The organism is Acetatifactor sp., from assembly GCF_982438285.1.
Window position 1 is genome coordinate 1 of sequence record NZ_CEWDFQ010000285.1, and the last position, 4,047, is coordinate 4,047.

5 protein-coding genes are annotated in these 4,047 nt (G+C 50.0%); all 5 read right to left on the reverse strand.

From position 1 onward, the window contains the following. Positions 1 to 261 (reverse strand): glycoside hydrolase family 130 protein (locus AC1WIP_RS12485; RefSeq protein WP_481142135.1); only part of this gene is annotated, 261 nt, incomplete at its 3' end. A 26-nt stretch (positions 262 to 287) separates the two neighbouring features. Beyond that, positions 288 to 1,451, reverse strand: a complete 1,164-nt coding sequence (locus AC1WIP_RS12490) for a glycoside hydrolase family 130 protein (RefSeq protein ID WP_481142136.1) — start codon at positions 1,449 to 1,451, stop codon at positions 288 to 290. Next, complete coding sequence (locus AC1WIP_RS12495) at positions 1,441 to 2,655, reverse strand: AGE family epimerase/isomerase (RefSeq protein ID WP_481142137.1); 1,215 nt, start codon at positions 2,653 to 2,655, stop codon at positions 1,441 to 1,443. Before AC1WIP_RS12495 ends, AC1WIP_RS12490 begins: the two co-directional genes overlap by 11 nt. Before the next feature lie 20 nt (positions 2,656 to 2,675). Beyond that, on the reverse strand, positions 2,676 to 3,557 hold the full coding sequence (locus AC1WIP_RS12500) for a carbohydrate ABC transporter permease (protein ID WP_481142138.1): 882 nt from the start codon (positions 3,555 to 3,557) through the stop codon (positions 2,676 to 2,678). Then, positions 3,554 to 4,047, reverse strand: a 494-nt coding sequence (locus AC1WIP_RS12505; RefSeq protein WP_481142139.1) for a carbohydrate ABC transporter permease, incomplete at its 5' end; no start/stop codon positions are given. The genes AC1WIP_RS12505 and AC1WIP_RS12500, both read right to left, overlap by 4 nt.

Consider the following 4,047-nt stretch of genomic DNA (forward strand, 5'->3'; position numbering starts at 1 on the left):
ATCCCAATGTATGCCATCCCTGCTTCTTCCAAGATAAATATAGGGAATGCCGTTGGTCTGCTCTCCTCTGAAAACACCGATAAACCCATCTTCATAGGGCATTACCGCGCTGTTGAAAATTCTTGCCACATTTTTCACCGGATTTCTTCCGATAATGGGATTTTCGCTGTATCTCCACACCGGCGCTCCTGAAAAACAATCCGGCCCTTCCTGCCAGGGTATGTTTGGCACTGGCCGGCCTAAGATTTTATATTTGCTCATACTTCTTTCCATTCCTGTTCTTTTTTTTAAATTTCCAGATTCCGATCAATCAGCTCACATCTTTGGGATACGCAGCCGGAACTTCTTAACGGATCCTTGGGGGTATGGAACACATAGTCCGAAAGCCGCTCCACCGTGGTGACGGCCACATGCAGTCTTGTGTCAGAGGAAGCGTAATAAAGATAAATCTTGCCGTCTTCTCCTGTTATGGCTCCATTGGTAAAGACTACGTTGGACACATCCCCTACCCGTTCCGCCCCTCTGGGCCCCATAAGCATTCCGGCAGGCTCTGCAATGATTCTGGCGGGATCCTCCAGGGCCGTTGCAAAGGCATAGAGCACATAACGCAGCCCTGCCGCCGTACCTCGCACACCGTGGGCAATATGAATCCAGCCCTTTTTCGTTTTAATGGGAACCGCCCCCGCGCCGTTTTTTGCCTCTGTTATGGTGTGATATCTTCTCCTGCTCAGGATAACCTCTTCATCTATCACCGGATTTTCGATGTCATCACACAGCCCAAAGCCAATGCCGCCCCCTGAGCCCGTCTCGATAAAACCGTCCATGGGTCTGGTATAAAAGGCATATTTCCCCTTTACAAATTCCGGATGCAGCACCACGTTTCTCTGCTGCGGGGAACGCAGTGTCTTTAAATTTGGCAGCCTCTCCCATTTCTTAAGGTCCTTTGTTCGCACAATGCCCGCCGATGCCACCGCCGCTGACAAATCAGAGGATGCAGTATCCTTGCTTTCCGAGCAGAAAACCCCATAAATATAGCCGTCCTCATGCTTTGTCAAACGCATATCATATACATTGGTCTCCTCCGGGCAGGTATCCGGCAGCCTCACAGGATAATCCCAGAAGCGGAAACCATCCACACCGCTCTCACTTTCCGCCACCGCAAAAAAGGATTTTCTGTCATTCCCCTCCACTCTGGCCACCAGATAAAAACGACCGTTTAAACGGACAGCCCCCGCATTCATCACCGCATTGATCCCCAGCCGCTCCTGAAAATAAGGATTGGTCTGCAGATTGAGATCATATCTCCAGAAAAGAGGCGCATGCTCTCTGGTCAGCACCGGATACACATACCGCTCATAAACACCGTTATAAAAGCTTTCATCAACCTTGTTTTTTCTGGCAATCAGGGCTTCCTGCCTTGCAAGCTCTCTGTAATAATTTTCATGGAGCATCGCTTCCTTCTCCTCTCATCATGATTTCCATGCACATTCTCCCATTGTGATAGGGACATTTCCAGGGCTCCACCTCCGGGGCCTCCACCGCCGGCCTGCCTGCTTCATCCGTATACCAGAACCATTCCCCGTCTGGCCTTTTATCCACAATATGCTCCCTGATAAAGCCCCAGACATCCGCGGAAGCCTCCAGATACCGGCCTTCTTTCGTTTTCTGCCAGGCGTTGTAAAAGCCTGTCACGCCCTCTGCCTGTACCCACCAGATACGTCTTTCATCTATCACACCTTTCTCGCACTCATTGGCCAGGGAATGGCTCCTGTAAGCCTCTTTGTATACCTGTTCCGCCAAAGCCTTGGTTATTGGACTCATTTTTCCAGCCCAGTCCGCATCCCCCAAAATCTCCACACATCGGTCCACAAGCCATGCCGTCTCAATATCATGGCCGTAGGAATGCAGATCAATGAGACTGTGCATCTCGTTGTCAAAGAAAACCTCCTGGCGCCGAAGCTTTGAATTGTAAATTTTCCCCTCTATCAGGCCCAGCATATACCGAAGCTTTTCTCCCACGGCCAAGTCCCTTGTAATTCTGTAATATTCCGTGTAGGCCTCCAGCACATGCAGAAGGGTATTCATAGTTCTGTCCGCCAGTACGCCGTTTTCCGACAGCTTTTCATTGTCCGCAGGCCCAAAGTCCCGCGTCTGGGCCTCCTTATAGCCGTATTGGTCAAAGCATTTTTCCTCTATCACCTGTACCAGCTTTCCGGCCAGCAAAAGCGCCTCCTCTTCTCCAAAGGCTCTGTAATAGGCTGCAAGAGCGTATACCCCGAACGCCTGATTGTAGGTGTGCTTTCCATCATCCTCTACCCTGCCCTCACAGGTTACTGACCAAAACAGGCCCCCCTTTTCCCTGTCATAAAAACAATCCCGCAAAAAAACATAGGCCCACGCCGCATATTCCTCCAATTCCCTGTCTCCCAGGCAAAGATACGCATTTGAAAAAAACCACAGTATTCTGCTGTTTAAGATACAGCCCTTCACCGCCTCTTTATGGATCTGAAGCTGCCCGTCCACATATCCGAAGTACCCTCCGTTTTCACGGTCGATGAGCCCCTTCCAGAAGGGAAGCAGCTTTTCCTCCAGATGTCCTTTCATCTCCGTTTTCATCTGCCTGCTGATTCTGTTGTGCTCTTCCAGCTTCCTCACACTTTCTGCCTCCTTTTGTTTCAGCCCTTCACAGCTCCCAGGGTAAGCCCTCCGTAAATCTGCTTCTGACACAGAATAAAAATCACCAGGGCCGGAAGCAGCGTAATCAAAAGCCCGGCGCAGATCAGATTATACTGATTGCCCAGCGGCCCCGTAAATTTGTACAGACAGGTGGCAACTGTGATATATTTTGTCTTATCCTGCAGATACAGGCTGGCTGCATAATACTCATTGTAGGTGCCCACCCCCTTTAAAATCAGCACAGTCACAATGGCCGGCTTTAACAAGGGGAATAATATCCGAAAGAAAACGCCGAAATAGGTACAGCCGTCCATAATGGCAGATTCGTCCAGAGAGGTTGAAATATTTTCAAAAAACTGGATAAAGATATAGATGGATATAACGTCTGTGCCCATCTGCATGATAATATAGCCGTAAAGGGTATTGATAAAATCCAGCTCATACATAATGCGGTAGAGCGAAACCTGCATGGCAATACCGGGCAGAAGGCTGGCAAACAAAAACAGGCTGCGGATCAGTCCGTTTCCCGGAAACTTAAAACGGCTGAGCACATAGGCCAGCATAGAGCCTGTCATAATGGAGCCCAAAAGCACAAAAAACAGAATAATGGCCGTATTGCGGAAGGCCAGCAGCATATCCGCCCTCTGCCAGGCTGTGATAAAGTTGGCGAAAGCCTCTTTTATCCATGCAAGGCTTGGGGAAAAGCTTTTCCACACCGCAGGAAGCTCCATCACATTGGTGGCCGCATACTCCTCATCCGGCTTAAAGGCTGTGATGACGCAGCTTACTACCGGAACCAGCGCGATAAAGGCGGCAAGGAGCAGGCTGGCATAAATCAATATTTTTGCAGCAGCTTTTTTCACAAACAGGAATGCCTTCATGGTCTTAACTCTCCTTTCCCCGTCTTATGCCGCCTTGCATAGCGGGCAAGGCTTCTCTCCCTTCTTGCCCTGGCGCCCTTATCCTCATCCTCTGCGCTTCTGAACACATATTTAAAGAACAGCTTCTGCAGAAGGGTTGCAAGCAGTATCATGCCAAGCAGCACCACAGCCATGGCGCTTGCCAGACCTACCTTCTGGGTCACATGAGCCAGCTCATCCATCAGCACAAAGTAGGTGGCTGTCCCGTTGGCGCCGCTGGTGATCACGTAGGCCGGTTCAAAAGCGCTTAAGGAGCCGGTAATGGACAGGATCAGATTCAGCATGACAATGGTTCTGATATTGGGAAGAATAATATGGATAAACTGCTGGAACCGGTTTGCACCGTCCAGCCTTGACGCCTCATAAAGCTCGCCGTCCACAGACATGATGGCTCCGATAAAAAGCACCATGTTCTGTCCCATATAGCGCCACACACTGGTGGCCACAAGGG